Source organism: Microbacterium sp. NPDC057658, assembly GCF_042799975.1.
Classification (GTDB): domain Bacteria; phylum Actinomycetota; class Actinomycetes; order Actinomycetales; family Microbacteriaceae; genus Microbacterium.
Map to the genome: position 1 here is coordinate 1,303,923 of NZ_JBHVHT010000001.1, position 26,884 is coordinate 1,330,806.

The following is a 26,884-nucleotide window of genomic DNA, read 5'->3' on the forward strand; positions in this document are numbered from 1 at the left end:
GTGGTCTCCTGCACTCACCTATCGGCGGAGGATGCGGACGCGTTAGGCGGGGGCGGCGGCGCGGAAGACCTCACCGATCCGGACGCCGGCGGCCTCGGCGATGCGGCCGAAGTACGCATCCCGCGCGGCGGGCGAGACGCGGGTGGTGGTCGTGGTCTCTGTGCCGCCCTCGGCGAAGTAGCGGTCCAGGGCGTCGCGGAGCAGGCGCACCGCCTCCGCCCGCTGCTGCGAGACGGCCGAGTGGGTCACGCCCAGCTCCTCGGCGATCTCCTTGACGGGGCGCTCCTCGACGTAGACGGCCACGACGATGCGCCGCATGCGCTCGGGGAGAGCGGTGATGGCGTGCTCGAGCACCTCTCGTCGCTCGCCGACCAGCGCGGACTCCTCGGGGAGAGGGATGTCGGCGACGAGGTCCCGCGTGGCGGGGTCGTCGAGCGGGGCGACGGTGCGCGCGGCGTCGGCGAGGGCCTCCACCACCGCCTCCTTGGGTGAGCCCATGGCGGTGGCGATCTCGGTGGCGGTCGCCGTTCGACCGAGGGCGGCGGTGAGGGTGTCGCGGACGGCGACGGTCTCCTTGATGCGCTTGCGGATGCCGCGGGATGCCCAGTCCATGGCGCGCATCTCGTCGGCGAACGCGCCGAGGATGCGGCGGCGGGCGTACGCGCCGAACGGGACGCCGAGCGCGGGGTCGTAGGCGTCGGCGGCGGTCACGAGGGCGAGCGCGCCGACGGCGGCGAGCTCTTCGCGGGGGATATGGGTAGCCCGAGCATGGGTGTCTGCAGCGAGGTAGCCGACCAGGGGGAGGTTGGCCTCGACGAGGCGGTTGCGCTCAGCGCGCGACGACATGGGGGATGATCCACCTCTCTGGATGCACTCCGGAAGCTCCATGGCGAGGGGTAGATGGTCATATCACAAGGTCCGGGATATGTCCATGGGGAGCACTAACCGCCGCCAGTCCACATAGTAACCTTAGGGGCGCGGTGGCCGATAGAGATTTATGAACCGTTAACAGGCGGGCCGATCGCACCTGCGTGGGGCGGGGGATCGCTGGGGACAAGGGGATCATGGGAGCCAACGAACTATCGATGCAGCTCTGGCGCGAGCGCGAGCTGCTCGAGATGCTGCTTTTCAAGCTCGACGAGCAACAGCTGCTGCTCGCCGCCGGCCGGTCGCACTGGATCCAGTTCGCGGCCAGGGAGATCGATCAGGTGCTCGACCGCCTGCGCGCCGCGAGCCTGGCCAGGGCCGTCGAGGTCGCCGGCGTCGCCGAGGAGTGGGGGGCTCCTCAGGACGCGACGATCGGCCAGCTCATCGAGCACGCCCCGGACGGGGCCTGGGGCGACGTCTTCACCGACCACATGCGCGCGCTCGTGAAGCTGACGGCGGAGGTCGAGCAGATGCGCGACGCCGCCGCGGAGCAGCTCAGCGGAGTACTCCGCGCCACCCAGGAGACCATCGCCGCTCTCGGCCAGGAGAGCGGCGAATACACCACCCGCGGCGACCGCGCCCGCGAGGATGCCGCCCGCATCATCGACACCGAGATGTGACCGAGAGGGATTCATGTCGACTTTCAGTGGACTGACCACCGCCGCCAGCGGCCTCGCCGCCGCGCGGCGGGGCATGGATGTGGTGGGGCAGAACATCGCCAACCAGAAGACCGAGGGGTACACGCGGCAGCGCGTCGAGACCTCCTCCATCGCCGCCGTCGCGCAGACGGGGCGCTTCAGCATGGGCGCGCTCCCCGGACACGGCGTCTCCATCGACGGGGTGTCCCGCCTCGGCGACGCGCTGCTCGACGCCCGGGTCCGCGACACCCTCGGGGCCTCCGGCTACTGGGCCACCCGCGCGCTCGCCGCGACGACCGCCGAGTCGGCGCTCGCGGAACCGACGGACAAGGGCCTCGCGAACCGGCTGACGAACTTCTGGGCGGGGTGGCAGGATCTCGCCAACACCCCCGACTCGGGGGCCGCGGCCGCGAGCATCCTGGAGTCGGCGAAGGAGCTCGCCGCCCACATCTCCGGCGGCTATCGCACCGTCGCCGCGCAGTGGACGGCCGCACGGGGAACGGCCGAGCGCACCGTCAGCCAGGTCAACGCCGCGGCCGACCAGATCGCGGTGCTGAACACCGAGATCCGCGACGCTCTGGCCTCGGGCCGCTCGGCCAACGAGCTCACCGACCGCCGCAATCTGCTCGCCGAGGACGTGGCCCGGCTCGCCGGCGGCACCGCCACCGTGGAGGCGGACGGCACGCTCACGGTCCGCCTCGGCGGCAACGCCCTGGTCTCCGGGGGCGACGCGCGTCACCTCGCCCTGACCGGCGCGGCGACGATCGACGGCGCACCCCGCGTCGGCGTGGTCTGGGAGTCGGTCCCGGATCTTCCCCTCGTGGTCGACGGCGGAGAGCTCGGCGGCTCGCTCGCGGTGCTCGCCCCGGCCGCCGACGGCGGGATGCTGGCACAGCTCGCCGCCACCTACGACCGGGTGGCCACGGCGCTGGCGGAGTCGCTCAACGCGCAGCACCGCGCCGGTGTCACGGCGTCCGGACAGCCCGGGGGCGACTTCTTCACGCTGCCGGCGACCGGCTCCGCCGCGCTCGGGCTGCAGGTGGCCGTCACCTCGGCGGCCGACCTGGCCCTCGCCGCGCCCGGAGCGGGCTCCAAGGACGCGACCAACGCCGACCTCATCTCCCAGATCGGGCAGCGCGCGACCTCTCCGGATGCGCTGTGGACCGACCAGGTGACCCGCTTCGGCGTGTCCACCGCGGCCGATGTGCAGCGTGCGAAGGCGTCGGATGCGGCGGCGGTCGGCGCCGTCGGCGCCCAGCAGTCGGTCGCGGCCGTGGACGGCGACGAGGAGACGATCAGCCTCCTCACGTACCAGACCGCCTATCAGGCGGCGGCCCGCGTGCTCACCGCCGTCGACGAGGCCCTCGACGTCCTCATCAACCGCACGGGCGTCGTCGGACGCTGACCGGAGGAGCCCCATGATCTCTCGCGTGACCCAGACCACGATGACGCAGACGGCGATGCGCCAGCTGCAGTCCAACCTCTCCGAGCTCGCCCGTCTGCAGGAGCAGGCCACGTCGCAGAAGGCGTTCGCCGCGCCCTCGGACGATCCGGCCGCGGCCGCTGCCGCCCTCGCCCTGCACGCCGAGCAGCGCCGCACCGAGCAGTATGCGCGCAACATCGACGACGGCCTGGCGTGGGTGACCGCGGCCGACACGGCGATCACCTCCAGCACCTCGCTGCTCTCGCGGGTGCGGGACCTCACCGCGCAGGGAGCGAACGACGGGGCGCTGGACGCCGCGGCGAAGGAGGCCCTCGCGGTGGAGCTGGAGGGCATCCGCGATGAGCTGCTCTCGCAGGCGAACACCCGGCTGCTCGGGCGGTCCGTGTTCGCGGGTACCTCGGACACGGCGGCCTTCGCCGCCGACTACTCATACAGCGGCGTCGCCGGCTCCGAGGTCACGCGACGTGTGTCCGATGCGGCGGCCGTCCGCGTCGACACCGACGGGGCGGCGGTGTTTGGCACGGGCGACGACTCGGTGTTCGCCCTCGTCGACCGCATCGTCGCCGACCTCCGCTCCGGCACCAACGTCGGACCACGGCTCGCGGAGATCGACGACCGCCGCACGGCGATGCTGGGCGTGCAAGGCGCGGTCGGCACCAGGCAGGCTCAGATCGAACGCGCCAAGGAGGCGGCAGTGCAGAATTCCGTGTCCCTCGAGTCCCGCCGCGCCGCGGTCGAGGACGTCGACTCGGTCGAGGTGCTCATCCGCCTGCAGGCGCAGGAGCTCGTGTACCGCTCGGCGCTCGCGGTGAACGCGCGCGTGCTGCAGCCGTCGCTGATGGACTTCCTGCGATGACCGCCGCGCTCACCTTCACGGCCCCGCCGCCCGGACTGGCACCCCATGTGGACTTCGCCCTCGCACCGGTCGAGGGCGCCGACGGGCTCTTCGCGATGCGGGCGGTCGAGGACGAGGCCCTGCGGCTCTACCTGGTCGACCCGAACACCGTCCTCACGGAGTACGCGCCGACCCTCACGGACGCGCAGGTCGCCGACCTCGCTCTCTCCTCGGCGGACGACGCCTTCGTGCTCGTGGTCGCCCACCCCGCCGCCGAGGGCGTCAGCGTCAACCTGCTGGCACCGGTCGTCGTGAACCGGGCGACGGGAGCGGCGGCGCAGGTCATCCTCGAAGGCCAGGACTACCCCGTGCGGGCGCCGCTGGGCTGACCCGTGCGGGGTCGGATCGCCGGCCGTGACGGGCGGGGTGACGACTACCCTGGAGAGGTGATCCTCGCCGTCGACACCTCCCTTGGCACCGCCGTCGCCCTCATCGACCCGGACGGGACGCGTCGTGCCGAGGCCGGTACCGCCGACCCGCTGGGCCACGCCGAGGTGATCGGCGACCTGGTGCGCGACGTGCTCCGCGAGGGCGGGTCCGACGGCATCACGCACGTCGTGGCGGGAATGGGCCCCGGCCCGTTCACCGGGCTGCGCATCGGCATCGCGACCGCGCGGGCGTTCGCCCTCGGCCGCGGCGTCCCCGTCGTCCCGGTCCCCAGCCACACGGCGGCCGCGCTCACGATCCAGGCCACCGTGACCGGACCGTTCGCCGTCGTCACCGACGCCCGCCGCCGCGAGGTCGCCGTCACCGTGTTCGACGGGCAGGACGAGGACGGGATCCCGCGCACGATCGCCGACACCGTGCTCGTGCGCGCCGCCGACGCCGACGAGCATCTCGCGGGCCTCCGCCGGGTGGACGTGACGACGCTGTCCGCGGTCGACCTCGCCCGGGTGGGGGCGCGGGCGCTCGCCGCCGGCCGGGTCCTCGCCGGCGAGGAGCCGCTCTACCTGCGGCATCCGGACGTCACCCTGCCCGGTGCCCCGAAGAAGGTGGGCGCATGACGCTCCGGGACGCGCGGCCGGACGACCTCGACGCGATCATGGCCATCGAGGAGCGCTCGTTCCCGACCGACGCGTGGAGCCGGGAGACCATGGCGAGCGAGCTGGCGAGCCCGCACGGCCGCTACCTCGTCGACGAGCAGGGCGGGGCGATCGTCGGCTACGGCGGGGTCCGAGCCCTGCAGGGCGGCGCGGACGCCGACATCCAGACCATCGCCCTCCTCGCCGAGGTCCGGGGGCAGGGACGCGGGCGCGCGCTGCTGCGTGCCCTGCTGCGGACGGCTGCCGCCCGGGGCGCGCACGAGGTGTTCCTCGAGGTGCGCGCCGACAACCCGGCGGCCGAGGGGCTGTATCGCACGGAGGGCTTCGAGGAGATCGGCAGGCGCCCCCGTTACTATCAGCCGGACGACGTCGACGCGATCGTGATGCGTCTGGACCTGCGCCGCCACCCGGCGCCCGCCGATACGCCGGAGGAGGCGACCGCATGAGTGAGCCCCTGGTGCTCGGCATCGAGACGAGCTGCGACGAGACCGGCATCGGCATCGTGCGGGGGCGCACGCTGCTGTCCAACACGATCGCCTCCAGCATGGACGAGCACGCCCGGTACGGCGGCGTCGTGCCGGAGGTCGCCGCCCGCGCGCACCTCGAGGCGCTGCAGCCGGCCATCGACGCCGCCCTGGCCGAGGCCGACGTCCGTCTCGCCGACCTCGATGCGGTGGCGGTGACGAGCGGCCCCGGCCTCGCCGGAGCGCTCATGGTCGGCGTGGGAGCGGCGAAGGGACTCGCCGTCGCCCTCGACAAGCCGCTGTATGCGGTCAACCACCTCGTGGGTCACATCGCGGCCGACATCCTCACCCCGGATGCGGCGCCGCTGGAGTACCCGACGATCGCGCTGCTGGTCTCCGGCGGCCACACCTCCCTGCTCCACGTGCGCGACCTCACGACCGATGTCGAGCTGCTCGGCGAGACCGTGGACGACGCCGCGGGCGAGGCGTTCGACAAGGTCGCCCGGCTGCTGTCCCTGCCGTATCCCGGCGGCCCCGAGATCGACCGGGCCGCGGTCGGCGGAGACCCGGACGCGATCCGCTTCCCGCGCGGGCTCTCGCGTGCCTCGGACCTCGCGAAGCATCGCTACGACTTCTCGTTCTCCGGGCTGAAGACCGCTGTCGCCCGCTGGGTCGAGCGCTTCGAGGCGGAGAACGCCGCCGCGGGCGCCGACGCGCGCGAGCTGCCGATCGCCGACGTCGCCGCGAGCTTCCGGGAGGCCGTCGTCGACGTCCTCGTCACCAAGGCGCTCAACGCCTGCGCCGACCTCGGGGTGCCGCGCCTGCTGCTCGGGGGCGGCGTGATCGCGAATCGCCGGCTCCGCGAGGTCGCGCTGTCGAGGGCCGCCGAGGCCGGGGTCACCGTGCGCATCCCGCCGCTGTCCCTCTGCACGGACAACGGCGCCATGATCGCCGCGCTCGCCGCCGAGCTCATCGCATCGGGGCGTCCCGCCTCGACCCTCGGCTTCGGCGCGGACTCGACGCTGCCGGTCACGGAGATCCAGGTCGCGGAGGCGGTGCCGGCGTGACCGGGCTCGCGCAGGAACCGGAACCGGACGGGGTCGCCCCCCGCGCGCGGGTCGAGCGCGCGAGCGGGCAGGTCGAGCGCCCGGCCGGGACCGCGCGCCTTCCCGGAGCTCCGCGGGAGGGCTACACGAAGCTCCCCACGGGCCCGGTGGGCATCGAGCCCGTGGTCGTGAGCGGGCCCGACCTCGACCACGGGGAGGAGGACGCCTGGGAGCCGGCGTCCGAGCCCGTGCCCGTGGACGACACGCGGCTGGCGCCGTGGGCGCTGCTTGCGGCGATCGTCGCGCTCGGCGCATCGTTCTTCGTGGGCTGGGGGATCCCGGTCGCGGTCGTCGCCGTGATCGCCGCCATCATGTCGCTGCGCCGCCCCGTCGAGAACCGCGCGATCGCGCGCTGGGCGCTCGTGCTGGGGCTGTGCGCGACCGTGTACAGCCTCGGCTGGCTGGTCTGGGCGGGGATGCAGTTCGAGAGACTCGGCTAGGCGGGATGGCCATGACGGACGACGACGATGTCGAGGAGCGCAGGGCCCTGCAGCGCAAGGCCTTCGGCCCGGGCGGAGGCCTCACGGACGCGGAGGCCGCGCGCCTGCGACAGCTCGACGATGCCCGGCGGCGTCCGTCTCCGGGACCGAGCACGTCGGATCCGATGGCCGGCTCTGTGCAGGAGACCCGGCAGCCCGGTCCTCCGCGGTCCCGGCACTCCCTCGCCACCGTGCCGGACGACGGCGAGACTCCGACAGGAGACGACGCTCCCGTGGTGCCGGACGACGAGCCCGTGGACGACGCCACCCGGACCGACCGCCCCGCCGTGACCGAGGCGCGGCACCGTTCGCGCGGGATGCTCGCGCTCGCCGCGGTCGTCATGGTCCTCCTGGGGCTCGGCATCGGGTGGCTCGCCTTCGGCCGGACCGGCGGTGCCGCGGTCGCGCTCAGCGCCGAGCAGCAGGGGTGGCAGTCCGAACTCATCGCATCCGGGAAGTACGACCCCGGATCGGTGCGCGCCGTCGCGACGGAGGAGGGCGCGGTCGTCTGGATGGCGACACAGAACGGCGGGGCGAGCGTCTGCCTGGTCCTCGGATCGGCGGAGAGCACGACGCCGAGCTGCAACCAGCGGGAAGCCGTCCAGAAGGAAGGGCTGTGGGGCGAGGTGACGACGCAGCGGGACGACGAGTACACCCGACAGGTCATGGCGCAGTTGCTCCTCACGCCCGACGGCGAACCGGCGGTGGCCGTCGGCGTCTCGGAGTTCGGCTCCGGTGAGGGCAGCGGCATCACCTATGCGAACGAGGAAGAGACCCGCACGGCCGCGCGTCTGGTCGAGGACGGGTTCGACCCCCACTCGATCTGGGTCGTGGGGTACGACCGCGACGTCCCGATCTGGACGGCCTCCGAGGCCGAGACGGGGCGGCAGTGCCTCGTCTACGACGGGGCGACACCGGACGCGCCGAAAGCCTGCGAGACGACGGAGACGCTGCAGGAGCACGACGGTCGGCTGAGGTTGCAGCTGACCGACGCGGAGACCGGCGGCCTGACGACCTACGAGCTGCCGGGCGGTGGCTCCCCGTCCTTCGTGATCATCCGAGAAGGGAGCGACGTCGGTGCGGGAGGAGACTGACCGACCCCAGTCCAGAGACGACGACGCGGAGCGCCGGGCGCTGGAGCGTGCGGCATACGGCCGTGACGGCGGGCTCGACGCTGCCGCAGCCCTCCGGCTGGAGGAGCTCCAGGCGGAGCGCCGCCGCACGGCCCTGTCCGCGTCCGAGGAGCCGGCGACGTCCGCACCCCCGGACCCCGGCGGTGCGAAGGAGGTCGCGGACGCTCTCCCGGAGCCGGAGAAAGGGCCGGTCGCGGAAGACGCCGCGCCGGAGGACCCGGAGGACGTCTCCGCGTCCGAGGCGCCGGCCGCGAACCGCCGCGGTCTCATGCCGGTGCTCGTGGCGTCGGCGGCTCTCCTCGCGATCGGCGTGGGGGCCGGGTGGGCGCTGTTCGCCCCGCGACCGGACGCGTTCCCCCTGACGAAGGCGCAGGAGGACCGGCGGATCGAACTCGCCGGGGAGGACTACGATCCCGGCTCCGTCCGCCCGGTGGGAGAGGCGGAGGGGGCGCTCGCCTGGTTCGCCACACAGGACGACGGGGCCACCCGGTGCCTGATCCTCGACGTGGGCGCCGACTCCCAGTCGACCTGCCTGGCCGGGGAGGAGGTGGGGACGGGCCTGTACGCCTCGCTCCCCGTGCCGGTCTCCTCCGCGGACGACGAGGAGAGCTCCTTCTCCTTCGACAGCGTGACGGCGGTCATGCTCTTCTCCACCACGGACGAGCCGATGGTGAGCATCCAGCGCTGGGGAGGCAGCTCCACGCTCGTCGCCCAGTTCGGCGAGGCGGAGCGCGCGAGGGCGGAAGAGCTCGTCGGCGACGGCTATGACCTCAACCTCTCCGTCCTCGGGTCGTTCCGCGAGCAGCCGGTCTGGCTCGGCGACCGCAGCACGGAGAGCGGGCCCTCCCAGCGCTGCCTGATCGTCGACGCCGACGGCTCGCGCCAGTGCGCCACGATCGACGAAGCCGTCCAGTCCGGGCTCCGCGTGCAGTTGCTCGACGTCGACCAGGAGACCGGGGAGCTGCTGTCGGCATCCGTCATCGAGGTGGACTTCACGCGCTGGCAGACGCCCTATCTCACCGTGACCTCGGGCCCCGCCGTCGTCGACGCGGCGACGGGCGAGTCCTACCTCGTGACCACCGGCCCGCCCGGGGATCCGATCCGCGTCGACATCCCGGGCCGCGACCCGGAGGGCTGACACGCTCTCTCAGTCCGCGGCGGGCACCCGGTCGGCGAGGATCGCGCGGCGCTGATCGCCGAACCGGGCGAGGATCAGGGTCGCCTCGGCGTCGCCGCGCAGGGTCAGCTTGCGCCGGAAGGCCGCCGGATCGACGTCCACCCCGCGCTTCTTGATCTCGATGCGGCCGATGCCGTGGGTCTTCAAGGCCGCGTTGATCGTCTTCGGCGTGATCGGCAGCGTCTCCCGGACGCGGAAGGACTGCACGAACGGGCTCGTCAGGGCGGCGTCCGAGGTCAGGTACGCGATGCGCGGATCGAGCATCCCCGCGTCGAGGCTGCGGGCGACGTCGCCGATGAGCCGGGCCCGGATGACGGCCCCGTCCGGCTCGTGGAGGAAGGCCCCGAGCGCACGGACCGGCGCGTCCTCGGCATCCGCGGATCCGGTGAGCTCGTGCGAGCGCTCGCCGCGGATGACGAGAGCGGAGCGCCGCACCCCTTCCCTCGCGAGCTCGCGCGACCACACCACGAGCTCGACCACGCTCCCGTCGGCGCTGACCCACTGCGTCTCCGCGTCCGTGGGCAGGCGGTCGCGGTCGTGGGCGGGGCCGAGCTTGATCCCGGTGGGGCGCTGCGCGGCGACGGCGAACGCCCAGTCGAGCGACGGCGAGTAGTCGTCGGCGGAGACGCGCCGGGTCTCGCTGTGCCCGGAGGTGCGGCGGGCGGGGTCCATCCAGATCGCCTGGCCGGGGACCGGTTCTCCGAGGGCCTCCTCCGCGGTCGCGTGGCGTACTGTGGCGTCCTCCCCGAACGGGGCGAGGTTGTAGGCGGCGAAGGCCGCGGTCACCTCGTCGGCGTCCACGGCGTGCACCGCCAGTCCGGCGCCGGCGAACGCGAGGGCGTCGCCGCCGATCCCGCAGCCGAGGTCGGCGACGCTCGTGAGGCCGGCCCGGCGGATCCGCTGGGCGTGGCGGGCGGCCACTCCGAGGCGTGTGGCCTGCTCGAGGCCCGCGCGGGTGAAGAGCATGCGGGCGGCGAACGGGCCGAACTTCGCCGTGGCCTTGGCGCGCAGGTGCGCCTGGCCGACGACGGCGGAGACGAGGTCGGGGGAGTGGCCGGCGGCGCGCAGCCGGGAGACGGCTGCGGCCGCCTCGGCGGTGGAGGTGACCGGCCCGAGCGCATCGAGCAGCTCGAGGCCGGCGGGGGTCAGCAGGGCGCGCAGCTCGGACATCTCCACCCTCCCACCCTAGGACCCGGTCGCCGCCGGATCGGGGTTGGCACTCGCATTGCATGAGTGCCAGCCGACCGCCTACACTGGCATTAGCACTCTCGGGTTGAGAGTGCGAACGAGTCTTTCGTGTCAGCGTCAAGAAAGAAGAGGTAGACCGTGTCGGTTTCCATCAAGCCGCTCGAGGACCGCATCGTCATCAAGCAGGTCGAGGCCGAGCAGACCACCGCGAGTGGCCTGGTCATCCCCGACACCGCCAAGGAGAAGCCCCAGGAGGGCGAGGTCGTGGCGGTCGGCCCCGGCCGTATCGACGACAACGGCAACCGCGTTCCGCTCGACGTCGCCGTCGGCGACCGCGTGCTCTACAGCAAGTACGGCGGCACCGAGGTGAAGTTCGGCGCGGACGAGTTCCTCGTCCTGTCGGCTCGCGACGTCCTGGCGGTCGTCGTCCGCTGATCGCACACCCGGTTCCCTCCGCTCGCCGGACGGGAACCCGGTCCGCAGAAGAGGGCCCGGATGCATCGGCATCCGGGCCCTCTTCTGCGTCCCGAACGGCGCGTCGCCCGGCGGCGCAGGCATAGGGTTGTGCGGTGACCGTTGAGACGACCCGCGCCACCCGGACGGCGGGCGTCGCCTACGCCGGGAGCGCCTACCTGCTGTGGGGCGTCCTGCCCCTCTACTTCCTCCTGCTGCAGCCCACCGGTCCGTGGGAGGTCGTCGCCTGGCGGGTGCTGCTCTCCTTCGTCTTCTGTCTCCTGCTGCTCACGGCCACGAGGGGATGGGCCGCCTTCCTCGCGATCGTCCGGAGTCCGCGGCTGCTGGGGTGGACGGCCCTGGCCGGCCTCCTCATCTACGTCAACTGGCAGGTCTTCGTCCTCGGCACGCTGAGCGGGAACGTGGTGGAGACGGCGCTCGGCTATTTCATCAACCCGATCACGACGGTGCTGCTCGGCGTCTTCGTGCTCAAGGAGCGCATCCGCCGGCTGCAGTGGGTGGCCGTCGGTATCGCGGCCATCGCGGTCGTGGTCATCGTCGTGGCGTACGGCCACGTCCCCTGGATCGCCTTGACGCTCACGGCCTCCTTCGGCCTGTACGGGCTCATCAAGAAGAAGATCGGCCCCGCCGTCGACGCGGTCAGCGGGCTGACGCTCGAGTCGTTCTGGCTGATCCCCATCGCGGTGGTGCAGCTCGTGATCGTGGCGACGACGCCGGCCGGCCTGACCATGGGGACTGCGGGCGGGCCGCATGCCGTGCTGCTCGCGTTCGCGGGAGTGGCGACGGCCGTCCCTCTGCTGCTGTTCGCGGCCGGCACGCGTCGCGTCGACCTCGCCGTCATCGGCATGCTGCAGTTCCTCACCCCGATCCTCCAGTTCCTCATCGGGGTCGTCGTGCTGCACGAGCCGATGCCGCCGGAGCGCTGGATCGGGTTCGTCCTGGTGTGGATCGCGATCGCGGTCTTCGTCGTCGATCTGCTCCTCGCCGCACGGCGCGGCCGTCGGGACACCCCCGCCGCGGGGCTCTGATCCCGCCCGCCCACCGGCGGAAACAGCGGTCCTGGATCGTTAACGCACCGAGATACTTGCCCCTCCTGCGCGCGGGGCGCACGCCCTAGTGTTAGAGCACCCGACTGTGGTCACCATCCACGTTCGTTTACGCAAGGGAGCATCATGAACGCACTGAAGGGCTCGCGCAGCGCGAGGATCTTCGCCGGGATCGCGCTGGTCAGCGCCTCCGCCCTCATCATCGCGGGCTGCAGCAGCACGCCGAACGCGGAGCCGTCGGACGGGGGTGGCGACAAGCCCGCCGCCGACCTGACGCTCAAGCTCGGTTCGCTGCTGCCCGCCACCGGTACGCTCGCGTTCCTGGGCGCGCCGATGGAGGCCGGCGTCCAGCTCGCCGTGGACCAGATCAACGAGGCCGACGCCGGCATCACGATCGACCTCAGCACGGCCGACGAGGGCGACCTCGACAACAAGGCCTACGAGACCTCCATCACCAACCTGCGCAACGACGGCATCACCGCCATGATCGGCGCGGCGTCCTCGAGCGTCACCAAGCTCATCCTCGACGGCAACGCGGGTGCCGACATTCTGACGGTGTCCCCGTCCAACACCTCGCCGGACTTCACGGGCATCAACCCGCTGTACTTCCGCACCGCGCCGAGCGACAACCTGCAGGGCGAGGTGCTCGGCAACGAGATCGCCGAGGACGGTCACAAGACGCTGGGCATCATCTACCAGAACGACCCGTACGGCACGGGGCTGTTCGAGGCGATCAAGGCCACCTTCGAGAGCACCGGCGGCGAGGTCGTCGCCGACGCCTCGTACAACCAGGGCGACGGACAGTTCAACGCCCAGGTCTCGGAGATCGCCGCGGCCAAGCCGGATGCGGTCGCCGTCGTCTCCTACGACCAGTTCGCCACGATCGCGCCGCTGCTCGGCAACGCCGGGGTCGACACGGGGTCGCTGTACCTCGTCGACGGCAACCTCAAGGACTGGGGTGCGGACGTGTCGGTCAGCCTCGAGGGCTCGAAGGGCACCCGCGCCGGCGCCGAGCTTCCGCAGGACTTCCTCGACCAGCTGAACGCGGTCTGGACGGCCGAGGGCAACGACCCGATCGACGCCGTGACGTACTCGGCCGAGGCGTACGACGCCGTGGTGCTGATCGCTCTGGCCGCGCTGAAGGCCGGCTCGGTCGAAGGCCCGGACATCGCCGCGGAGATGATCACCGTCTCCGGTGGTGACGGCGACGGCGAGAAGTGCGACAACTACGCCGACTGCGCCGCGATCATCAACGACGGCGGCACGCCGGACTACGACGGCCTCTCCGGTGAGATCACGTTCGACGAGAACAACGACCCGAAGGGCGCTGCCATCGGCGTCTACGAGTTCGACTCCGAGAACGTCACCTCGCGCATCAAGTAACGCAGCGACGACGAAGGCCCCGGATGCTTCGGCATCCGGGGCCTTCGTCGTTCCGGGGCCGCGTCTCAGGCCGCGTCGGTCCCGAGGGTGCCGAGGTAGAGGCCGATGACCTTCGGGTCGTTCAGCAGCTCCCGGCCGGTGCCCTCGTAGGCGTCCTTGCCCTGGTCGAGCACATAGCCGCGGTCGCAGATCTGCAGGCACCGGCGGGCGTTCTGCTCGACCATGATCGTCGTGACGCCCGCCTTGTTGATGTCGGAGACGCGGATGAAGGCGTCGTCCTGTCGCACGGGGGAGAGACCGGCGGACGGCTCGTCCAGCAGCAGCACCGAGGGGTCCATCATGAGCGCGCGCGACATGGCCACCATCTGCCGCTCACCGCCGGAGAGCGAGCCGGCCCGCTGCTTCAGGCGCTTGCCGATCTCGGCGAAGATGCTGCTGACGAACTCGAGTCGCTCCGCGAAGATCTTCGGGTTCTGGTAGAGGCCCATCTCCAGGTTCTCCTGGATGGTGAGCGACGGGAACACGTTGTTCGTCTGCGGCACGAAGGCCACACCGCGGCGCACGAGCTTGTCGGCCTTGAGACCGACGATGCTCTCACCCTTGACCGTGATGTCGCCCTCGCGGACGTTCACCATGCCGAAGATCGCCTTGAGGAGCGTCGACTTCCCGGCGCCGTTCGGGCCGATGATGCCGATGAGCTCACCCTGGCGGGCGACGAGGTTGGCGCCGTTGAGGATGTTGACTCCCGGCAGGTAGCCGGCGTGCACGTCCTTCAGCTCGACGACCACGTCGTCGGCCCGGGCGGCGCCCTCGGCGGGGGTTGCGGTGCTCATGCCTTGCCCTCCTCGGCGGCGTCCTCGGCCTCGACCTCGGCCTCGACCTCGGTCTCGATCTGCTCGCGGATGCGCTCCGCGTCGGCGTCGGAGATCACCGGGAGACGGCCGGTGACGGCGCCGAGGTCCACGTCCTGGTGGGCGCCGAGGTAGGCGTCCACCACCGCGGGGTCCTCCATGACGGTCTCCGGCGGCCCCTCGGCCACCACGCGCCCCTCGGCCATCACGACCACCCAGTCGGCGATGTGACGGACCATGTGCATGTCGTGCTCCACGAACAGCACGGTCATCCCGAGGTCCTTGAGGTCGAGGATGTGATCGAGGAGCGACTGCGTGAGGGCGGGGTTCACCCCGGCCATCGGCTCGTCGAGCATCACCAGGCTCGGGTCGCTCATGAGGGCCCTGGCCATCTCCAGCAGCTTGCGCTGCCCGCCGGAGAGCGACGCCGCGAAGTCCTGCTCCTTGGCGTCGAGCTTGAAGCGCGCGAGGAGCTCGTGGGCGCGCTGCTCGATCTCCTGCTCCTGCTTGCGCCAGAGGAAGGGGAACAGCCCTGCCCAGAAGCCCTCGCCGCGCTGGTCCTTCGCGCCGAGCTTCATGTTCTCCAGCACGGTCAGCAGCGACAGCGATTTGGTGAGCTGGAAGGTGCGCACCTGTCCCATCCGGGCGACCTTGAACGACGGGATGCCGGACAGGTTCTTGCCGTCGTAGGACCACGTGCCGCTGTTGGGCTTGTCGAAGCCGCACAGGAGATTGAACAGCGTGGTCTTGCCGGCGCCGTTGGGGCCGATGAGCGCCGTGATGGCGCCGCGCGGGATCTCAAGGTGGTCGACGTCGACCGCCGTGAGGCCGCCGAAGCGCCGCTGAACGGCGTCCACGACGAGGATCGGGTCGACCTTCTTGACTCCGGGGGCGGCGGGACCCGCGGCGAGGCCGGTGGTCTTGGCGCGGGGAGCGCTCTTCGCGGGCGTGACGGCCGCGTCGTTCTCACTTGACAAAGGTCATCTCCCTCTTGTTCCCCAGGATGCCCTGCGGGCGGAACACGACGATGAGCATCAGCACGATGCCGATGAGGATGTAGCGCACCACGTCGGCCTGAGCGCTCGTCATGGGCAGGTAGCCGGCCGTGGCCATCGCGGGGAGGAGCGCGCCGAGGAAGGCGAACACCACCCAGAACAGGACGGCGCCGAGCGTGGGGCCGAACACCGTGGCCGCGCCGCCGAGGAGCAGGATCGTCCACAGGAAGAATGTCAGCGACGTCGAGTAGCTGCCGGGGATGACCGCCGACGGCAGGACGAAGACGATGCCGCCGAGCGCACCGATCACACCGCCCACCACGAGCGCCTGCATCTTGTAGGCGAAGACGTTCTTGCCGAGCGAGCGCACGGCGTCCTCGTCCTCGCGGATGCCCTTGAGCACCCGGCCCCACGGGCTGCGCATGAGCGCCCAGACCACGAGGATCGTCAGAGCGAGGGTGAGCAGTCCGAACACCCGCACCCAGAGGTCGTTGGCGTTGTACGTCCACGGGCCGAAGCCGTAGGTCCCCGGGGGGAACGGGTTGGCGTCGCGGAAGCTCTGGTGGTACCCGGACAGACCGCCCGCGGAGTTCGTCCAGTCCTTGAAGAGCTCGGTGACGAACATCAGGCGGACGACCTCGGCGGCCGCGATGGTCGCGATGGCGAGGTAGTCGGCGCGCAGCCGCAGGGTCGGGATGCCCAGCAGCAGGGCGAAGAGCGCGCCGCCGGTGATGCCGACGAGCACGCCCAGCCACCACGGGAATCCGAAGGTGAGGATCGAGATCGCGTAGCCGTAGCCGCCGATCGCCATGAACGCCGCCATGCCGAAGTTGAGCAGACCCGTGTACCCGAAGTGCACCGCGAGGCCGGTGGCCGCGAGCGCGTAGGCGATCGTCGTCGGGCTGAACAGGTAGGAGGCGGTGTTGCCGAAGATGCTTCCGAAGTCCATGCGTCAGCCCAACCTTTCCTTGCGTCCGAGGATGCCCTGCGGTCGCACGAGCAGGATGATGATCAGCGCGACGAGGGCGCTGGCGTACTTGAGGTCGGTCGGCACTCCGAGGAGCGTGGAGACCTCGACGGCGAGGCCGACGATGATCGAGCCGATCAGCGCGCCGATCGCGGAGCCGAGACCGCCGAGCGTGATGGCGCAGAACATCAGCAGCAGCATCTGCATGCCCATGTCCCACTTCACGCCGGGGCGGAAGTACGCCCAGAGGATGCCGGAGATCGCGGCCAGGGTACCGGCGAGGATCCAGACGACGCGGATGACCTTGTCCACGTCGATGCCGGAGGCGGCGGCGAGCTGCGGGTTGTCCGAGATCGCCCTCGTCGCCTTCCCGGTGCGGGTGCGGGTGAGGAAGAACGCGACGCCGAGGATCACGATGATGCTCGTGGCCATGCCGATCATGTCGATGTACGACAGGGAGATCGGACCGAGGCGGATCGGCTCCGGACTCGCGCCGGGCAGTTGGTAGGTGTTGCCGCCGATGATGTACTGCAGGCCGTAGCGCAGGGCCAGCGAGAGGCCGATGCTGACGATCATGAGCTGGACGACGCCCAGACCACGGCGCCGCAGCGGCTTCCAGATGCCGGCGTCCAGCGCCCAGCCGAGCGCCGCGCCGCCGATGACCGCGGCGATGATGCCGGCCCACAGCGGGAGCTGCCAGAAGGAGGTGACGACGAGGGTGATCACCGCACCCCACGTCACCATCTCGCCGTGCGCGAAGTTCGACAGCCGGGTCGTGCCGTAGATGAGCGCGGCGCCCATCGAGGCGAGCCCCAGCAGGAGTCCGAAGTTCAGACCGCCCACCAGGCGCGACAGGAGCTGATCGAGGAAGGAGACGGTCACCCGCTCGCCTTCGCCGAGGAAGAGGTTGACGATCTTCGTCCCGGTGAGACCGAACTCCAGCTCGAACGAGGCGGTGGTGCCTGCGACGGGCTGGATGCCCTCGGGAAGCTGCGTCGCGTCGACGATCACGCCGTCCGGAAGCGTGGACTCGTCCACCGTGAGGGTGTACGTCTCCTTCTCCGGCACGTAGAGGCGCCACTTGCCCTCGGCGTCCGTCTCGGTCTCGGCGTCGAAGCCGTTGCCCTCGATCGTCATGACGACGCCTTCGACGGGCTCGTCGCCGTTGGTGACGACGCCGGCGAAGTAGAAGTCGGTGACCTCCTGCCCGTCGTCCGTGGTCTCGGCGGAGGCCGCTGAGGGAGGGAGCAGGAGCGATGCCGCGAGCGCCATCAGGATTCCGAAGAAGGCGAAGGCCCAAGGGCGCTTTCGCGGTCCGGCGAGTGCTGTGGGTCCCACGCAACCTCCACTGTGAGTGCTGTCTCCGCGGGCTCGGGTCGAACCGCGGGGATGGACGACGCACTTGAGCGTAATGGGCGATCGGCGAATCACCTATCGTCCCGGCCAACGGTCCGGTAACGACAGGGCCCTGGGAATGTTCTCGGGCGTGTCTCGCTTAGAATCTCCATACGGGTCACGCCCGCGCACCGGCCGACGTCGACCCCCCATTCGCACCCGGATCCGCGCCACTCGCGCAGGAGGAGATTCCATGGACCAGCACGATCCCTTCGGCTTCGTCGGACTGACCTACGATGACGTGCTGCTGCTCCCCGGGCACACCGACGTCATCCCCAGTGAGGCCGACACGTCGTCCCGGATCACCCGACGGATCTCCGTCGCGACGCCGCTGCTCTCCAGCGCGATGGACACGGTGACCGAATCCCGCATGGCGATCGCCATGGCCCGGGAGGGCGGCATCGGCATCCTGCACCGCAACCTCTCGATCGCCGACCAGGCCGCGCACGTCGACCGCGTGAAGCGCAGCGAGTCCGGCATGATCACCGACCCGATCACCACGACGCAGGACGCGACGGTGGAGGAGGTCGACGCGCTCTGCGCCAAGTACCGGATCTCCGGCCTCCCGGTCGTGGACGACGAGGGTCGCCTGGTGGGCATCATCACGAACCGCGACATGCGCTTCGTCTCCGGCTTCGAGCGTCAGAGCACGTTCGTCAAGGACGTCATGACGAGGGAGAACCTCGTCACCGCCCCCGTCGGCGTCGCCGCGGGCGAGGTCATCGCGCTGTTCGCGAAGCACCGCGTCGAGAAGCTGCCCCTCATCGACGAGGACGGCAAGCTCGCCGGCCTCATCACCATCAAGGACTTCGACAAGAGCGAGAAGTACCCGCTCGCCACCAAGGACGACCAGGGCCGCCTGCGGGTGGGCGCGGCGATCGGCTTCTTCGGCGACGCGTGGGAGCGCGCCGAGGCCCTCCGCGACGCCGGGGTGGACGTGCTCGTCGTGGACACCGCCAACGGGCAGTCGCAGGGCGTGATCGACCTCGTCAAGCGCCTCAAGGCCGACGAGTCGTTCGCCCACATCGACGTGATCGGCGGCAACGTCGCCACCCGCGAGGGCGCGCAGGCGCTCGTGGACGCGGGCGTCGACGCGGTCAAGGTGGGCGTGGGCCCCGGCTCGATCTGCACCACCCGCGTGGTCGCCGGTGTCGGCGTGCCGCAGGTCACCGCCGTCTACGAGGCCTCGCTCGCGGCGCGCCCCGCCGGCGTCCCGGTGATCGCCGACGGCGGCCTGCAGTACTCGGGCGACATCGCGAAGGCGCTCGTCGCCGGTGCCGACGCCGTGATGCTCGGCTCGCTCCTGGCCGGCACGGACGAGTCGCCGGGCGAGATCGTCTTCCAGTCGGGCAAGCAGTTCAAGCAGTACCGCGGCATGGGCTCGCTCGGTGCCATGCAGACGCGCGGCAAGCAGACGTCCTACTCGAAGGACCGCTACTTCCAGGCCGACGTGCCCAGCGACGACAAGCTGATCCCGGAGGGCATCGAGGGCCAGGTCCCCTACCGCGGCCCGCTCTCGGCCGTCGCCTACCAGCTCGTCGGCGGCCTGCGGCAGTCGATGTTCTACGTCGGCGCCCGCACCATCGAGGAGCTCAAGCAGCGCGGCAAGTTCGTGCGCATCACCTCGGCCGGGCTCAAGGAGTCGCACCCGCACGACGTGCAGATCGTCGTCGAGGCGCCGAACTACAAGAAGTGACCGCGACCCCCGCAAGGGGACGCACGAGGGGCCGGATGCGCTGCATCCGGCCCCTCGTCATTAGCGGTGCGGTCAGCCGCAGCGGTAGGTGACGCCGCCGACGTCCCAGACCCCGGGGCCGAGCTCGGCGCACGTCCCGATCACGCCGGCCAGCACGGTCGCCAGCAGGATGATGCCGATGATCGCGAAGATCGTCAGGACGGCGCCGACGATGATGCCGGCGATCGCGATGCCCTTGGGAGCCTTCGCCTTGCCGAGCTGCACGGCGGCGATGATGCTGAGGATGAGGCCGACCGGCGGCAGCAGGAACGCCAGCACGAGGCCGATGATCGACAGCACCCGCCCCGGGGGCGACGTCGGCACGTCCTGCGCGGCGGCGGTGCCGGGCGGGGGAGCGGAGGCGGCGGGATACGGCGAGGGCGTGCTGCTGGGCGGCGGCGGGTTGTAGGGCGGCGGGGCGTCGGGCGGCGGTGCGTCGGTCATGATCTCTCCTCGGTTCCGGTCGTAGCCCAGAGCGTAGCGACGGCGGGACGGGCATGCCATCCCCCTTTCGCGGCCCGCGAGCCGCGCGTACGGTGCCGGTATGTGCCGGAACATCGTGCCTCTGAACAACCTCGAGCCCGCGGCCACCGACGAGGAGTGCCGCGAGGCTGCGCTCCAGTTCGTCCGCAAGATCTCCGGGACGACGGCGCCGTCGCGGGCGAACCGTGAGGTCTTCGATCGCGCGGTGGCCGAGATCGCCGCGGCCACGCGGCGGCTGCTCGATGATCTCGTGACCTCGGCGCCGCCCAAGAACCGCGAGGAGCAGGCGGCGAAGAGGCGGGCGCGATCGGCGGAGCGGTACGAGGCGATCCGGCTCTACCAGGAGGAGAAGCGGGCGGCGCGCGCGGGCTGAAGCGCTGCGGGCCGGGGGTGGAGCCCTGTGCCAGAATCGACGTACCCCGCTCGACTTTCCCTGCGGCCCGGTGATGAAGGCACCGCGGTCGCACCGCCGAATCCCCTCGGCAGGGAATCTCCCCAAGGAGAGCTGTACATGGCTGAGGTCACCCCTCGCATCCTCGTCGTCGACGACGACCACGACGTCGCCCTGCTCGTGAAGACCGTCCTGGAACGGCGTGCGGGCTGCGTCGTCGATCTCGCGGACGACGGCCGGTCGGCGCTCGAGAAGGCCGCGGCGGTGAAACCGGACGTCGTCGTCACCGACATCGAGATGCCGGGACTCAGCGGCCTGGAGCTCCTCGCGGAGCTGCGCCGCCTCATGCCCACCGTGCCGGTCATCGTCATGACGGCGCACGTCTCGGTCGAGTACGCCGTCTCCGCGCTCCGGGCGCAGGCCGACGAGTTCCTCACCAAGCCGCTCGACAACGCCCGGCTCGTGGAATCGGTCACCCGGCTCGTCGAGGAGTCCCGGCGCCGGACAGCGGAGGCGAAGACCGGTGAGGTCGTCCTCGCGGTCGGAGCGCACCCGGACGACGTCGAGATCGGTGTCGGCGGCATCCTCGCAGCCCATGCGGCCGCCGGCGATCGCATCACCATCCTCACGCTCTCCCGCGGAGCGCGCGGCGGTGATGCGGACAGCCGCCAGCACGAGTCCCTCGCCGCCGCCGAGCAGGTGGGCGCTCGGCTGTTCGTGAAAGACCTGGTCGACACCGAGATCTCCGGTGGCGGGTCGACCGTCCGCCTCATCGAGGAGGTCGTGCAGGAGATCCAGCCGACCATCGTCTACACGCACTCGCACCATGACCGCCACCAGGATCACCGCGCGGTGAACGAGGCGACGATCGTCGCGACGCGCCGCGTCGGCACGGTCGCGTGCTACCAGAGCCCTTCCGCGACCATCGACTACCGGCCCACGCGCTTCGTCCGCATCGACCGCTTCCTCGACGACAAGCTGCGGCTGCTGGAGTGCTTCCAGTCCCAGGCCGCCGCGAACCGGGAGTACCTCGCGCCGGAGTTCGTCACGGCCACCGCCCGCTACTGGTCGCGGTTCGGCGGCGGCGTGGCCGTCGAGCCGCTGGAGGTCGTGCGCGAGACCGCCGAGTTCATCGGCGCCCATGAACTGACCCGACGGGAGAGCTGATGAAGAAGCGCGTACTGGTCACCGGAGCCGGGGGCCCCGCCGGAGTCGCGGTGATCCGCTCCCTGCTGCGCCGGTCCGATCTGACGGTCTTCGCGGCCGACATGGACGGCTGGGCGAGCGGCATCTACCTCGTCCCGCCGGCGCAGCGTCGTCTGGTTCCCCCGGGGCGGGATGCGGACTTCGTGCCGGCGATCGCGCGGATGGTCGCCGAGGACGGTCTCGACCTCGTGATCTCCACCGTCGACGTGGAGCTGATCGCGCTCGCGGACCGCCGGGACGAGCTGGCCCCCGCGGTCCTCGCCGCGCCGCCCGCCGACACGCTGCACACCGCCCTCGACAAGCTCGCCCTCGCGGAGCGCTGCGCGCCGACCGGTCGTGTGCCGCGCACCGTGCTCGCCGGCCCGGATGCCGCGGAGGTCGCGTGGGAGTTCCCCGTGTTCGCCAAGCCCCGGCAGGGGGCGGGCAGCCGCGGCGTGCGCCTCGTCCCCGACGCGGAGGCGCTCGCCGCCCTCCCTACGGATGAGGGGCTGATCGTGCAGGACTTCCTCCCGGGCGAGGAGTACTCGGTCGATGTGATCGCCGACGCCTCCGGTGGCGTGGTCGCGGCGGTGCCGCGCACCCGTGCCCGCGTGGACTCCGGGGTCGCGATCGCCGGCCGCACCCTCCGTGACCCCGAGCTCGAGGCGACCGCTGCCGCCATCGCGCGGGCGATCGGCCTCGTCGGCGTCGCCAACGTGCAGCTCCGCCGCGATCGGGACGGGCGGGCCGTGCTGCTCGAGGTCAACCCGCGCTTCCCCGGGGCGCTCCCGCTGACGATCGCCGCCGGGGTCGACATCCCGTCGCTCGTCGCCGACCTCTTCCTCGGCCGGGAGATCCCGGTGCAGGTGCCCTTCCGTGAGGTCGCCTCCGTGCGCTTCCTGGAGGACGTGATCGTCGAGGTCGACGACGTGCTCGTGTCGGCGCACGCCGGTCACCAGGAGGAGCTGTGAGTCATCCCGCTCTGCGCGGAGACCACCACGTCCACTCCACGTTCTCCGACGACGCGGTCTCCACGCTGGAGGAGAACGTCGCCGCGGCTGCGGCCGTCGGTCTCGACACCGTCCGTCTCGTCGACCACGTGCGGCAGACCACGACCTGGGTGCCGGAGTACCTCGCCGCCGTCCGCGGCCTGCGCGTCCCGGACGGACTGACGGTGCTCACCGGAGTGGAGGCGAAGATCCTCGACGCCTCGGGCGCGCTCGACATCCCGGCGCTTCCGGCGGGCATCGACCGGATCCTCATCGCCGATCATCAGTTCCCCGGTGTGGACGGGCCGCTCGGACCCACCGCGGTCCGCGAGCGCATCGCCGCGGGCTGGGCGCCGGCCGACGTCCTCGACCAGTTCGTGGACGCCGTCATCGCCACCATGCGCCGCCATCCGGGCAACCAGCTCGCGCACTGCTTCTCGATCCTGCCGAAGATCGGTCTCGCGGAGGAGGAGCTCGGAGCCGAGCGGCTGGACGCGTGGGCGCGCGCCGCCGCGGAGACGGACACCCTCGTCGAGGTCAACGAGAAGTGGGTGTGCCCCGGCGCGGAGGCGCTGAACGCCCTGGAGCGCGCGGGCGCCGGCATCGTGGCCTCCACCGACAGCCACGTGGCCGCAGACGTCGGCCGGTACTCCCGCATCGTCCCGCTGCTCACCGGGACGGAAGGACGCTGATGCCCGAACTGACCTGGATCGAGACGGTCGTCGTCGTCATCCTCCTCCTCTGCGTGTTCGTCGGCACCCTGCCCGTCGTCAACACCGGGCTGCAGTTCCTCATGCTGCCGCTGCACGCCTTCCGCAACCACTACGGCAAGGCTGTGCCGTACCACCCGAACGTGGCCGTGGTCATCCCGGCATGGAACGAGGGCCTCGTCATCGGCCCCGCGATCGAGCGGCTGCTCCAGCTCGAGTACCCCGCCGAGCGCCTCCGTGTCTTCGTCGTCGACGACGCCTCCACGGACGACACCCCGGCCATCGTGCAGCAGAAGGCGGCGACCTATCCGGGGCGGGTCGTCCACCTGCGACGCGAGAAGGGTGGCGAAGGCAAGGCGCACACGCTGAACCACGGCCTCGACGTCGTGCTCGCCGACCCGTGGACCGAGGCGGTGCTCATCATGGACGCCGACGTGATCTTCGCGCGCAACTCCCTGCGCAAGCTCACCCGGCACCTCGCGGACGAGGAGGTCGGGGCCGTCACGGCCTACATCGCGGAGGGCAGCAGGGACCGCAACTACCTCACCCGGTTCATCGCGATCGAGTACGTCATCGGCCAGCTCTCGGCACGGCGCACGCAGAACGTCGGGGGAGCGATCGCCTGCCTCGCCGGGGGCGCCCAGCTGCATTCCCGCGCGAACCTCGAGGCGATCGGCGGACGCATCCCGACGGGCACGCTCGCCGAGGACACCATGACGACCTTCGAGAGTCAGCTCCACGGCCGCCGGATGGTGTTCGAACCGCACGCCGTGGTGCTCGCCGAGGAGCCGCGGACGATCGACAGTCTCTGGAAGCAGCGGCTGCGCTGGGCGCGCGGCAACGTGCAGCTCACCTCGATCTACAAGAAGCTCTGGTTCCGTCCGAGTCGCGACCACAACCTGGGCAGCATCCCCTTCGGGCTGGCCTGGTTCACGATCCTGCTGATGCCGGCGCTCCTGCTCCTCGCCGCCACCGCGATGATCGTCCTCCTGCTCCTGCACAGCGACGTCGCGGAGTTCGTGTTCCGGTTCATGTGGATCGCCGCGGCGGCCATCTACATCTTCTCGATGCTCTACTCCGTCCAGCTCGATCCGCGCATCGGGCGGCAGTCCTGGCGCGAGGCGATCATGTTCCCGGGGCTCGGGGCGCTGATCCTCATGGCCCTGGCGCTGTTCCCCTGGGCCCTGGACGGTCTGATCGGCGCGGCGGGGCAGGAGTCGACGGAGCAGACGCGGGTGCTGTGGCTGATGGCGTTCGCCCTCTGGGGGCCGGTGTCGATGCTCGGCATCTGGCTCGCGCGGGCGGTCGAGCCGCTTCCGGCCGGACGCTTCTTCGCGGGCCTGCTGCTCTACGTCTGCGGGTACGGATCGCTGCTGTGCGCGATCACCGCCGACTCGTACCTCAAGGAGTGGCGTCGCGCGGACGCCTCCTGGATCAAGACCGAGAAGATCGGACGGGTCGACTCATGACCGACGCACCATCGCACGACGCCGAGGTGGAGGAGATCGCGGCCGACGCCCGGAAGGAGCGCCGCCTCATCCCGCAGGCGCTCATCTCCCTCGCCGTCGTGGTCGTGATCGTCGTCGTCCGAGAGCTGCTCCTGCGATGACCGGACGGCCGCTCGCCCTGGTCGTCGAGGACGCTCCGGATCAGGCGACCCTCCTGGGGCGGTACCTCGACCGGGAGGGCTTCGACGTGTTCGTCGCGCCCGATGCGGAGTCTGCCATCGCCGCCTTCCCGGACATCGACCCCCAGGTCGCCGTCCTGGACCTGCTGCTGCCCGGCATCTCCGGGCAGGCCTGCTGCCGCCTGATCCACGAACGCTATCCGGAGTGCTTCCTCATCGTCAGCTCGGTGCTGGATGTCGCGGAGTACCCGCCGGCGGACGCGGCCCTGCCGAAGCCGATCACCGGGGCCGACCTCCATCGCGCCGTGGAACGGGTTCCGCGATGAGGGCGACACCGCTGGAGCGCGCCGAGAACCGCTGGTACCGGGTCGTCGACAACCCGAACCCGATCATCAAGCAGGTCCCGACGCTCGTCGCCGCGGCGATCGCGGGCGTGATGACCTGGGCCATCCCCAGCCTGCCGTTCACCGATCTCACCCTCGCCCTCGCCGGCCTCGCGATCGTCCTCGTCGCGACGCTCCACGCCGGAGTGCTCAGCGCGTTGCACATCCGGGAGGGCTGGATCGTGCTCCTGGTCCCGATGGTCGACATCCTGGGACTGGGGCTCTTCCGCGCGGGGACGGGAGGGGCGGCCTCGCTCTTCAGCGCGCTCGTGCTGCTCCCCGTGATCTGGATCGCGGCGGCGCCCGGCATCCGCTGGGTCTTCGTCGTCGGCGCGTTCACGTCGCTCGCGCTCCTGATCCCCTACGTCATCGAACCGCCGACGAACGCGGTCGTGTGGCTCCGCGGCGTCGTCGGTCCTCTCGTCTTCGCGGCCGTCGCGGCCGTGGTGAACGAGCTCTCCCGGCAACAGCGCCTGCGGGTGCAGCAGGCGGAGGAGCTCGTCACGGAGCGGACCAAGGCGCTGTCCGAGAACGTCTCGATGATCGTGCAGCTGCGGCAGAAGGAGCACGAGTACCGCGTGCTGCTCGACTCGTTCGAGGGCCTGTGGGCGTCGATCACCGCGCAGGCCGTGATCGGCACCGATCGCGAGGGGCGCGTCACGGCCTGGAACCCCGGGGCTGTCCGCCTGCTCGGGCTCTCTCACGACGAGGCTCTCGACGACGTACGTGTCGATCGCTTCTTCTCGTCGTCGGCGTTGACCATGCTGGCCGAGGACACCGCCGCACGCGAGGGGGTCGCGCGCGCACCGCGCGTGCCCGGTGCGCCCGACGAGCGCGCGGACGTGCCGGAGGGCCTCTGCGAGCTCTTCGCCCAGGCGGACGCGGGGAACACGGTCGACGGCGACATCGAGGTCAAGACCGCGGGCGGCACGACGGTACCCGCCCGGGTGACCGTGACGCCGCACAAGGATCCGTCCGGCGCGCAGCAGGGCTACCTGTTCGTGCTCACCGATGAGACGAGAGCCGTCGAGGTCGCGCGCATGAAGGACGAGTTCGTGGGGATGATCTCCCATGAGCTGCGGACGCCGCTGAGCGCGATCATCGGCTTCCTCGACCTGCTGCAGAACGATCCGGGTCAGCCGCTGACGGAGGACCAGCAGGAGTTCGTCGGCATCATCGAGCGCAACGCGAAACGCCTGCTGAACCTCGTCGGCGACCTGCTCTTCACGGCGCAGGTGGAGTCGGGGCGCTTCCCCCTGGAACGGGACGAGGCGGACGTCGCGGCGCTCGTGCGTACGGCCGTGGCCTCGGCGGGGCCGCACGCGCAGCGCGAGGGGATCGAGCTGGACCTGCAGGTCGGGGACGAGCCGATCCCGCTGCTCGTCGATCCCGGACGCCTCGGGCAGGCGGTGGACAACCTCCTCTCGAACGCCATCAAGTTCACCCCGCGCGGGGGTCGGGTGACGGCCGCCGTGCGTCGCCTCGACGGCGGGGTGCAGGTCGCCATCGCCGACACCGGGGTCGGGATCCCGCAGGACGAGCAGCGCATGCTCTTCACCCGGTTCTTCCGGGCCTCGACGGCCACCCGCAACGCCGTGCCGGGGGTGGGGCTGGGGCTCACGATCACGCGGGCGATCGTGCTGGCCCACGGCGGGTCCATGGACGTGACCAGCGAGGAGGGGGTGGGCACCGAGTTCCGGTTCTTCCTCCCGGCGGCTCCCAAGACCGAGGTGCTGCAGACCCTCAGCCGCGCGGACTGACCACGCGAGGACGGGC

The 26,884-nt window shown here is 71.3% G+C and carries 29 protein-coding genes; 22 read left to right on the plus strand and 7 right to left on the minus strand.

Translation table 11 applies throughout. From position 1 onward, the window contains the following. Positions 1-42: 42 nt before the first annotated feature. The gene (locus tag ACFU8V_RS06235; protein WP_025104342.1) at positions 43-846 is read right to left on the minus strand and encodes a sigma-70 family RNA polymerase sigma factor; all 804 of its coding nucleotides are present in this window, start codon (positions 844-846) and stop codon (positions 43-45) included. Between the two features lie 218 nt (positions 847-1,064). Here ACFU8V_RS06235 and flgN point away from each other — a divergent pair, with 218 nt between their 5' ends. The 10 genes from flgN to ACFU8V_RS06285 are packed head-to-tail and all read left to right on the plus strand — an operon-like array spanning position 1,065 to position 9,267. Next, the gene (flgN, locus tag ACFU8V_RS06240; protein WP_025104341.1) at positions 1,065-1,547 is read left to right on the plus strand and encodes a flagellar export chaperone FlgN; all 483 of its coding nucleotides are present in this window, start codon (positions 1,065-1,067) and stop codon (positions 1,545-1,547) included. A 13-nt stretch (positions 1,548-1,560) separates the two neighbouring features. After that, the gene (gene flgK, locus ACFU8V_RS06245; RefSeq protein ID WP_085605847.1) at positions 1,561-2,970 is read left to right on the plus strand and encodes a flagellar hook-associated protein FlgK; all 1,410 of its coding nucleotides are present in this window, start codon (positions 1,561-1,563) and stop codon (positions 2,968-2,970) included. A 13-nt stretch (positions 2,971-2,983) separates the two neighbouring features. Then, the gene (gene flgL, locus ACFU8V_RS06250; protein WP_060923324.1) at positions 2,984-3,865 is read left to right on the plus strand and encodes a flagellar hook-associated protein FlgL; all 882 of its coding nucleotides are present in this window, start codon (positions 2,984-2,986) and stop codon (positions 3,863-3,865) included. Continuing rightward, positions 3,862-4,233 carry a flagellar assembly protein FliW gene (locus ACFU8V_RS06255; RefSeq protein WP_085605846.1) on the plus strand — a complete coding sequence of 124 codons (372 nt, stop codon included), beginning with the start codon at positions 3,862-3,864 and terminating at the stop codon, positions 4,231-4,233. The genes flgL and ACFU8V_RS06255 overlap by 4 nt, the downstream gene beginning before the upstream one ends. A 57-nt stretch (positions 4,234-4,290) precedes the next feature. Next, a complete protein-coding gene (gene tsaB / locus ACFU8V_RS06260; protein ID WP_025104337.1) occupies positions 4,291-4,908 on the plus strand; it encodes a tRNA (adenosine(37)-N6)-threonylcarbamoyltransferase complex dimerization subunit type 1 TsaB in 618 nt (205 codons plus the stop codon). Then, positions 4,905-5,393, plus strand: a complete 489-nt coding sequence (rimI, locus tag ACFU8V_RS06265; protein ID WP_025104336.1) for a ribosomal protein S18-alanine N-acetyltransferase — start codon at positions 4,905-4,907, stop codon at positions 5,391-5,393. The genes tsaB and rimI overlap by 4 nt, the downstream gene beginning before the upstream one ends. After that, positions 5,390-6,478, plus strand: a complete 1,089-nt coding sequence (tsaD, locus tag ACFU8V_RS06270) for a tRNA (adenosine(37)-N6)-threonylcarbamoyltransferase complex transferase subunit TsaD (RefSeq protein ID WP_025104335.1) — start codon at positions 5,390-5,392, stop codon at positions 6,476-6,478. The genes rimI and tsaD overlap by 4 nt, the downstream gene beginning before the upstream one ends. Further along, positions 6,475-6,957: a hypothetical protein gene (locus ACFU8V_RS06275; RefSeq protein ID WP_025104334.1), complete on the plus strand. Its 483-nt coding sequence runs from the start codon at positions 6,475-6,477 to the stop codon at positions 6,955-6,957. The genes tsaD and ACFU8V_RS06275 overlap by 4 nt, the downstream gene beginning before the upstream one ends. A gap of 11 nt (positions 6,958-6,968) precedes the next feature. Then, the gene (locus ACFU8V_RS06280) at positions 6,969-8,090 is read left to right on the plus strand and encodes a hypothetical protein (RefSeq protein WP_157544437.1); all 1,122 of its coding nucleotides are present in this window, start codon (positions 6,969-6,971) and stop codon (positions 8,088-8,090) included. Then, entirely contained in the window at positions 8,074-9,267 is a 1,194-nt protein-coding gene (locus tag ACFU8V_RS06285) for a hypothetical protein (protein WP_338565537.1), read from the plus strand. The genes ACFU8V_RS06280 and ACFU8V_RS06285 overlap by 17 nt, the downstream gene beginning before the upstream one ends. Before the next feature lie 9 nt (positions 9,268-9,276). Here ACFU8V_RS06285 and ACFU8V_RS06290 read toward each other — a convergent pair whose 3' ends face one another. After that, positions 9,277-10,476, minus strand: coding sequence for a class I SAM-dependent methyltransferase (locus tag ACFU8V_RS06290; protein ID WP_378869820.1), 1,200 nt, complete (start codon positions 10,474-10,476; stop codon positions 9,277-9,279). 156 nt (positions 10,477-10,632) lie between these two features. Here ACFU8V_RS06290 and groES point away from each other — a divergent pair, with 156 nt between their 5' ends. The 3 genes from groES (at position 10,633) to ACFU8V_RS06305 (ending at position 13,397) form a co-directional block, all read left to right on the plus strand. Further along, a complete protein-coding gene (gene groES, locus ACFU8V_RS06295; RefSeq protein ID WP_017203655.1) occupies positions 10,633-10,929 on the plus strand; it encodes a co-chaperone GroES in 297 nt (98 codons plus the stop codon). A gap of 134 nt (positions 10,930-11,063) precedes the next feature. Further along, positions 11,064-11,996 carry an EamA family transporter RarD gene (rarD, locus tag ACFU8V_RS06300; RefSeq protein WP_378869823.1) on the plus strand — a complete coding sequence of 311 codons (933 nt, stop codon included), beginning with the start codon at positions 11,064-11,066 and terminating at the stop codon, positions 11,994-11,996. A gap of 144 nt (positions 11,997-12,140) precedes the next feature. Next, positions 12,141-13,397: an ABC transporter substrate-binding protein gene (locus ACFU8V_RS06305; RefSeq protein ID WP_025103729.1), complete on the plus strand. Its 1,257-nt coding sequence runs from the start codon at positions 12,141-12,143 to the stop codon at positions 13,395-13,397. Between the two features lie 65 nt (positions 13,398-13,462). Here the strand turns inward: ACFU8V_RS06305 and ACFU8V_RS06310 are convergent, their stop codons facing one another. From ACFU8V_RS06310 to ACFU8V_RS06325, 4 genes are read right to left on the minus strand one after another with little or no spacing between them, the layout of a single operon-like run. Further along, entirely contained in the window at positions 13,463-14,230 is a 768-nt protein-coding gene (locus ACFU8V_RS06310) for an ABC transporter ATP-binding protein (protein WP_025103730.1), read from the minus strand. Further along, a complete protein-coding gene (locus ACFU8V_RS06315; RefSeq protein ID WP_126894304.1) occupies positions 14,227-15,225 on the minus strand; it encodes an ABC transporter ATP-binding protein in 999 nt (332 codons plus the stop codon). The genes ACFU8V_RS06310 and ACFU8V_RS06315 overlap by 4 nt, the downstream gene beginning before the upstream one ends. Beyond that, complete coding sequence (locus ACFU8V_RS06320) at positions 15,215-16,192, minus strand: branched-chain amino acid ABC transporter permease (RefSeq protein ID WP_025103732.1); 978 nt, start codon at positions 16,190-16,192, stop codon at positions 15,215-15,217. Before ACFU8V_RS06320 ends, ACFU8V_RS06315 begins: the two co-directional genes overlap by 11 nt. Positions 16,193-16,195: 3 nt before the next feature. After that, the gene (locus ACFU8V_RS06325; protein ID WP_085605837.1) at positions 16,196-17,482 is read right to left on the minus strand and encodes a branched-chain amino acid ABC transporter permease; all 1,287 of its coding nucleotides are present in this window, start codon (positions 17,480-17,482) and stop codon (positions 16,196-16,198) included. A 316-nt stretch (positions 17,483-17,798) separates the two neighbouring features. On the opposite strand from ACFU8V_RS06325, the gene guaB reads away from it, so the two are divergent. Then, a complete protein-coding gene (gene guaB, locus ACFU8V_RS06330; RefSeq protein ID WP_025103734.1) occupies positions 17,799-19,301 on the plus strand; it encodes an IMP dehydrogenase in 1,503 nt (500 codons plus the stop codon). 72 nt (positions 19,302-19,373) lie between these two features. On the opposite strand, the gene ACFU8V_RS06335 is transcribed toward guaB, so the two are convergent. After that, a complete protein-coding gene (locus ACFU8V_RS06335) occupies positions 19,374-19,784 on the minus strand; it encodes a hypothetical protein (protein ID WP_378869830.1) in 411 nt (136 codons plus the stop codon). Positions 19,785-19,884: 100 nt separating this feature from the next. On the opposite strand from ACFU8V_RS06335, the gene ACFU8V_RS06340 reads away from it, so the two are divergent. From ACFU8V_RS06340 to ACFU8V_RS06375, 8 genes are all read left to right on the plus strand, one after another. Continuing rightward, positions 19,885-20,196: a DUF2277 domain-containing protein gene (locus ACFU8V_RS06340; protein ID WP_378869833.1), complete on the plus strand. Its 312-nt coding sequence runs from the start codon at positions 19,885-19,887 to the stop codon at positions 20,194-20,196. Between the two features lie 138 nt (positions 20,197-20,334). Then, a complete protein-coding gene (locus ACFU8V_RS06345) occupies positions 20,335-21,381 on the plus strand; it encodes a response regulator (protein ID WP_378869836.1) in 1,047 nt (348 codons plus the stop codon). After that, a complete protein-coding gene (locus tag ACFU8V_RS06350) occupies positions 21,381-22,370 on the plus strand; it encodes an ATP-grasp domain-containing protein (protein WP_378869839.1) in 990 nt (329 codons plus the stop codon). Before ACFU8V_RS06345 ends, ACFU8V_RS06350 begins: the two co-directional genes overlap by 1 nt. Further along, complete coding sequence (locus ACFU8V_RS06355; RefSeq protein ID WP_378869842.1) at positions 22,367-23,080, plus strand: PHP domain-containing protein; 714 nt, start codon at positions 22,367-22,369, stop codon at positions 23,078-23,080. Before ACFU8V_RS06350 ends, ACFU8V_RS06355 begins: the two co-directional genes overlap by 4 nt. Further along, positions 23,080-24,567 (plus strand): glycosyltransferase family 2 protein, encoded by a 1,488-nt coding sequence (locus ACFU8V_RS06360; protein ID WP_249520989.1) that lies wholly within the window; start codon positions 23,080-23,082, stop codon positions 24,565-24,567. The genes ACFU8V_RS06355 and ACFU8V_RS06360 overlap by 1 nt, the downstream gene beginning before the upstream one ends. Continuing rightward, positions 24,564-24,707 carry a hypothetical protein gene (locus ACFU8V_RS06365; protein ID WP_157524008.1) on the plus strand — a complete coding sequence of 48 codons (144 nt, stop codon included), beginning with the start codon at positions 24,564-24,566 and terminating at the stop codon, positions 24,705-24,707. Before ACFU8V_RS06360 ends, ACFU8V_RS06365 begins: the two co-directional genes overlap by 4 nt. Continuing rightward, positions 24,704-25,051, plus strand: coding sequence for a response regulator (locus tag ACFU8V_RS06370; protein WP_025103741.1), 348 nt, complete (start codon positions 24,704-24,706; stop codon positions 25,049-25,051). The genes ACFU8V_RS06365 and ACFU8V_RS06370 overlap by 4 nt, the downstream gene beginning before the upstream one ends. Then, positions 25,048-26,868 (plus strand): ATP-binding protein, encoded by a 1,821-nt coding sequence (locus ACFU8V_RS06375; protein ID WP_085606878.1) that lies wholly within the window; start codon positions 25,048-25,050, stop codon positions 26,866-26,868. The genes ACFU8V_RS06370 and ACFU8V_RS06375 overlap by 4 nt, the downstream gene beginning before the upstream one ends. The last annotated feature ends 16 nt before the right edge of the window (positions 26,869-26,884 follow it).

Excerpts from the sequence above, each read along its gene's own strand:
- ACFU8V_RS06360 (WP_249520989.1), top strand. The coding sequence starts at position 23,080 with ATGCCCGAACTGACCTGGATCGAGACGGTCGTCGTCGTCATCCTCCTC.
- flgN (WP_025104341.1), top strand. The coding sequence starts at position 1,065 with ATGGGAGCCAACGAACTATCGATGCAGCTCTGGCGCGAGCGCGAGCTG.
- rimI (WP_025104336.1), top strand. The coding sequence starts at position 4,905 with ATGACGCTCCGGGACGCGCGGCCGGACGACCTCGACGCGATCATGGCC.
- ACFU8V_RS06335 (WP_378869830.1), bottom strand. The coding sequence starts at position 19,784 with ATGACCGACGCACCGCCGCCCGACGCCCCGCCGCCCTACAACCCGCCG.
- ACFU8V_RS06340 (WP_378869833.1), top strand. The coding sequence starts at position 19,885 with ATGTGCCGGAACATCGTGCCTCTGAACAACCTCGAGCCCGCGGCCACC.
- tsaD (WP_025104335.1), top strand. The coding sequence starts at position 5,390 with ATGAGTGAGCCCCTGGTGCTCGGCATCGAGACGAGCTGCGACGAGACC.
- ACFU8V_RS06350 (WP_378869839.1), top strand. The coding sequence starts at position 21,381 with ATGAAGAAGCGCGTACTGGTCACCGGAGCCGGGGGCCCCGCCGGAGTC.
- guaB (WP_025103734.1), top strand. The coding sequence starts at position 17,799 with ATGGACCAGCACGATCCCTTCGGCTTCGTCGGACTGACCTACGATGAC.
- ACFU8V_RS06310 (WP_025103730.1), bottom strand. The coding sequence starts at position 14,230 with ATGAGCACCGCAACCCCCGCCGAGGGCGCCGCCCGGGCCGACGACGTG.
- ACFU8V_RS06370 (WP_025103741.1), top strand. The coding sequence starts at position 24,704 with ATGACCGGACGGCCGCTCGCCCTGGTCGTCGAGGACGCTCCGGATCAG.
- ACFU8V_RS06365 (WP_157524008.1), top strand. The coding sequence starts at position 24,564 with ATGACCGACGCACCATCGCACGACGCCGAGGTGGAGGAGATCGCGGCC.
- flgK (WP_085605847.1), top strand. The coding sequence starts at position 1,561 with ATGTCGACTTTCAGTGGACTGACCACCGCCGCCAGCGGCCTCGCCGCC.
- ACFU8V_RS06280 (WP_157544437.1), top strand. The coding sequence starts at position 6,969 with ATGACGGACGACGACGATGTCGAGGAGCGCAGGGCCCTGCAGCGCAAG.
- ACFU8V_RS06375 (WP_085606878.1), top strand. The coding sequence starts at position 25,048 with ATGAGGGCGACACCGCTGGAGCGCGCCGAGAACCGCTGGTACCGGGTC.
- ACFU8V_RS06305 (WP_025103729.1), top strand. The coding sequence starts at position 12,141 with ATGAACGCACTGAAGGGCTCGCGCAGCGCGAGGATCTTCGCCGGGATC.
- ACFU8V_RS06235 (WP_025104342.1), bottom strand. The coding sequence starts at position 846 with ATGTCGTCGCGCGCTGAGCGCAACCGCCTCGTCGAGGCCAACCTCCCC.
- ACFU8V_RS06325 (WP_085605837.1), bottom strand. The coding sequence starts at position 17,482 with ATGGCGCTCGCGGCATCGCTCCTGCTCCCTCCCTCAGCGGCCTCCGCC.
- ACFU8V_RS06255 (WP_085605846.1), top strand. The coding sequence starts at position 3,862 with ATGACCGCCGCGCTCACCTTCACGGCCCCGCCGCCCGGACTGGCACCC.
- flgL (WP_060923324.1), top strand. The coding sequence starts at position 2,984 with ATGATCTCTCGCGTGACCCAGACCACGATGACGCAGACGGCGATGCGC.
- ACFU8V_RS06345 (WP_378869836.1), top strand. The coding sequence starts at position 20,335 with ATGGCTGAGGTCACCCCTCGCATCCTCGTCGTCGACGACGACCACGAC.
- ACFU8V_RS06320 (WP_025103732.1), bottom strand. The coding sequence starts at position 16,192 with ATGGACTTCGGAAGCATCTTCGGCAACACCGCCTCCTACCTGTTCAGC.
- ACFU8V_RS06290 (WP_378869820.1), bottom strand. The coding sequence starts at position 10,476 with ATGTCCGAGCTGCGCGCCCTGCTGACCCCCGCCGGCCTCGAGCTGCTC.